A 3,833-nucleotide genomic window follows, 5' to 3' on the forward strand; every position below is an offset into this window, starting at 1 on the left:
AATAGAATGATAAGGCTTCTTTCAGGTCGGAAGCTATTCCCAGATAATCAACAACAAGACCACCCGGCTTGTCCTTATAGACCCTGTTCACACGCGAAATTGCCTGAATAAGAGTATGGCCTTTCATTGGCTTGTCAATGTACATCGTATGCAGAGAGGGCACATCAAAACCAGTGAGCCACATATCCCGAACAATGACCAGTTTCAATTCGTCTTCCGGGTCTTTCATCCGTTCTGCCAGAGTTCTTCTCTGATCTTTTGTGGTATGATGTTTTGATATTTTGGCTCCGTCAGAAGATGCGGAAGTCATCACAATCTTGATCTCGCCTTTCTTAAGGTCATCATTATGCCACTGCGGCCTGATCTTAATTATCTCATCATATAGATCGGCGGCTATCCTTCGGGACATGGCAACAATCATTCCCTTACCTTCAAACACTTCCTGTCGTAGTTCGAAATGAGTTACAATATCCTGTGAAATCTGCCTCATTCGGTCTTCGCTACCAATCAAGGCTTCCAGTTGTGTCCATTTCGCTTTGGCTTTCTGGGTATCTGCAAGGTCTGCTTTTTCCAGTTCTTCATCCAGTTCTGCAACCAGTTTTTTACCTTCCTTACTGAGAGTTATTTTTGCCAACCTGCTCTCATAATAGATCTTTACCGTGGCGCCATCCTCAACAGCCTGGGCTATATCATAAATATCAACATAATTGCCGAAAACAGCAGGCGTGTTCACGTCAGTTTTTTCTATCGGCGTACCGGTGAAACCCAGATATGTGGCATTGGGCAGGGCGTCGCGTGTGTATTTCGCAAAACCGTAAACGATTCTTTTACCAATTACGTTTCCCTTTTCATCTTTGATATCAATGGTTTTTGCCTTGAAGCCGTATTGTGTCCGGTGCGCTTCATCAGCTATCACAATGATGTTTTTCCGGTCTGATAGTTTCGGGAAAACGTTTCCTTCTTCGGGCTGGAACTTCTGGATGGTGGTAAACACTACGCCGCCCGATGCGACGTTTAGTAGTTCTTTTAAATGGTCTCTGTTTTCTGCCTGGATAGGTTCCTGCCTGAGCAGTTGCTTTGAAGCTGCAAAAGTATCAAAAAGCTGGTCGTCTAAATCGTTGCGGTCAGTGATCATCACTACTGTAGGGTTGTCCATTACCAGGACGATTTTGCCTGTGTAAAAAACCATGGAAAGGGACTTACCGCTTCCCTGCGTGTGCCAGACCACGCCCCCTTTTCGGTCTCCAAAGGGTTGTTTTTTCACCCCTGGCAAGTCATAACTTTCAGGAGGGTCATAATGTAGACCGAAAATTTGCCAATCTTCTGCCGAAGAATAACCCGATGCCCTGAGTGTGGATTCTACCGCACGGTTAACAGCATAGTATTGATGATAGGTAGCGAGCTTCTTTACGGTTTGAATAGTAATAATGCCAGTGTCTTTGTCTTCTTTTTTCGATTTTTCAAATACAATGAAATGGCGGATAAGGTCTAAGAGAGTTGTTTTATTCAGCATCCCTTTAATGAGAGTTTCCAACTGACCAATTAAAGGCGAGGCTTCAACCTTTCCGTCTGAGCTTTTCCATGCCATAAAGCGGCTAAAACCTGCGGAAAGAGAACCTGATTTTGCCTCAAGACCATCAGAGATGACCATGAAACCATTATAGGCAAACATGCCGGGGATTGCCTGTTTATAGGTCTGGAACTGTCTGAAGGCCGACCTTACGGTTGCGTTCTCGTCAGCAGGGTTTTTTAGTTCGATAACCACCAGAGGCAGACCGTTAACAAAAAGAATGATGTCTGGGCGTTTGTTAACATTATTTTCTACAACAGTGAATTGATTGTTGACAAGAAATTCGTTGTTTTCTGGATTGTTAAAATCTACAAGCCAGACAAGATCGCCCCTGTCGGCTCCGTCTTTCTGATAACTCACCTTTATGCCTTCGGTAAGCATCCTGTGAAACGCCTCGTTGTTAGCGATAAGTTCAGGAGAATTGAGGCGCTGTATCTGCTTGATGGCATCTTCTCTCACATCAGCAGGAATCTTTGGGTTAATTCGGCCGACAGCTTTTCGCAGGCGCTCTACGAGGATGACATCTTCAAATCGGTTCCGTTCCGGTGTGTTGCTATCCGGGGCAATGTCGGGAGCATAGATGTACCTGTATCCCTGTTTTTCGAGGAGTTCGATGGCGAATTTTTCGATGTCGGATTCGGTGATCTTATTCGTCGTCATCTTTTTTGCCCGTTATTCGCTGCATTTATTTTTCAAAATGAACTATCGAGAAATCCTCGATAGTTGTCGATTCATCAAGTTCCTTCTCAGCATACTCGGCACCAGGGTGATGGACAGGACGTGGAAATGTTGCCAGCTCAATTTCTTTAGTAATTCGATGGCGAAGGTTACTATGTTGCTTTCAGTGATTAGATTCATTGTTACAAAATGTTAAGTTGTTCCTCTTTAAAAAAAGTCTGCAATAACTTATCTGAGGTAAGAAAAACACATTCCTCATCCCTCAAAGTTAAGGCTGCTGCTAATTGAAGTGAATCCAGGGTCCTCAAACCACGATTGCCATATTTCATCAACAAGTATGAAGCTGATTCGACAATATCAGATTGCAGCATTATCCAATGAAAATTATCACCATCATTTTGAAAACATTTGATAACTTCGATGGCGGTATTTTCCTTGATCTCCTTTTCTCTCATTTTCTTCCATAAGGCAGAACGGAATTCCAAAATTGCAAGCTCTGAAAGGAAAATTTCTCTGATATCCTGGGAAATAGCATTCATTACAAAATCAGACCCTACCTCCGTGTGGTATAGCTTAATGAGAGAAGAGGTATCAAGAAATGCTTTCATACAGCGCTCCTGCGCTCTTCAATAATTGCATCGCTTAACGACCCCTCATAACCTTTCAACAGCTTCCTGGCTTTATTAAACGAGAATTTGCTCATATCAAGTTTTTCTTCAACCGGTACCTTTACGTCTTCCAAAAATGTTATTATCACATTAACCGGCTTTTCTGTTTTTATCTTCTCCCGAATAATCACTATTCCGTCCTTATAAACACCTTTCACTGCAAGCATTTTGCACCTCCTGTTTATCAGTCATATTGTACAAGTATATCATAAATGTCATAACCCCAAATACTTTTCTCTAACTTTATCGCTCATTAATTTCGGCAGCAGCCTATCCCGCAGTTTTTCGAGGAGTTCGATTGCTAACTCCTCTATGGCGGATTCGGTGATTTTATTTGTAGTCATCCTTGTCCTCCTTAATACGCCTTACCTCTTTGTCAAAATCGGAAATGTAATTTGTATCCTGAATTTTCTTGAATGTTTCGTATTCTTTGCTTGCCAGAGCCAGAGCAACTTCATGACTGATCTGTCCGGCATTGGTGAGTATTTCGTATTCACTGAACTTCAGGAAGGCGTTCAGTTTTTCAGTCCAGTCTTTCATGGACATTGGCTTATTACGAACCGCCTGTAATTCCGCATAGTCAAGATACATGGTGACTATACGGTTCAAATGATCAAGTTCAGTTTTGTCAAGATAGTTTTTTGCTATGGCAACATCACCTGGCATGATTTTACCGTCAGGTCCTTTTCGCCACGATGTCAATCCCATATTTGGCTTGTCGCTCCTGGCTCGTTCGGTTACAATTTCCGCGGCGGTCTGTCCGGTAATGGCAAAGTGCAGTTTATTCTGTACCGTTGCAAAGAACTGTTTCGTATCCTCTGCTTTTGGCGAATAGTCAATGGAAGTTGCATAAATATCAGTAATTTTCTGATACAACATCCGCTCACTGGAACGGATATCCCGGATTTCTTCGAGTA

General features: G+C 42.7%; 4 protein-coding genes. All 4 read right to left on the minus strand.

Features of this window, described 5'->3' with window-relative positions; genetic code table 11:
* Nucleotides 1-2,230, minus strand: a 2,230-nt coding sequence (locus IBX40_11810) for a type I restriction endonuclease subunit R (protein ID MBE0524998.1), incomplete at its 3' end; no start/stop codon positions are given.
* Between the two features lie 200 nt (nt 2,231-2,430).
* Nucleotides 2,431-2,856: a type II toxin-antitoxin system VapC family toxin gene (locus tag IBX40_11815; GenBank protein MBE0524999.1), complete on the minus strand. Its 426-nt coding sequence runs from the start codon at nt 2,854-2,856 to the stop codon at nt 2,431-2,433.
* On the minus strand, nt 2,853-3,083 hold the full coding sequence (locus tag IBX40_11820; GenBank protein ID MBE0525000.1) for a hypothetical protein: 231 nt from the start codon (nt 3,081-3,083) through the stop codon (nt 2,853-2,855). The genes IBX40_11815 and IBX40_11820 overlap by 4 nt, the downstream gene beginning before the upstream one ends.
* 163 nt (nt 3,084-3,246) lie before the next feature.
* Nucleotides 3,247-3,833, minus strand: a 587-nt coding sequence (locus IBX40_11825) for a virulence RhuM family protein (GenBank protein MBE0525001.1), incomplete at its 5' end; no start/stop codon positions are given.

The sequence above is a fragment of the Methanosarcinales archaeon genome (genome assembly GCA_014859725.1).
Classification (GTDB): Archaea; Halobacteriota; Methanosarcinia; order Methanosarcinales; family Methanocomedenaceae; genus Kmv04.

What these genes read in the sequence shown, in the direction of transcription:
- IBX40_11815 (MBE0524999.1), bottom strand. Translation starts at nt 2,856, where the DNA reads ATGAAAGCATTTCTTGATACCTCTTCTCTCATTAAGCTATACCACACG.
- IBX40_11820 (MBE0525000.1), bottom strand. Translation starts at nt 3,083, where the DNA reads ATGCTTGCAGTGAAAGGTGTTTATAAGGACGGAATAGTGATTATTCGG.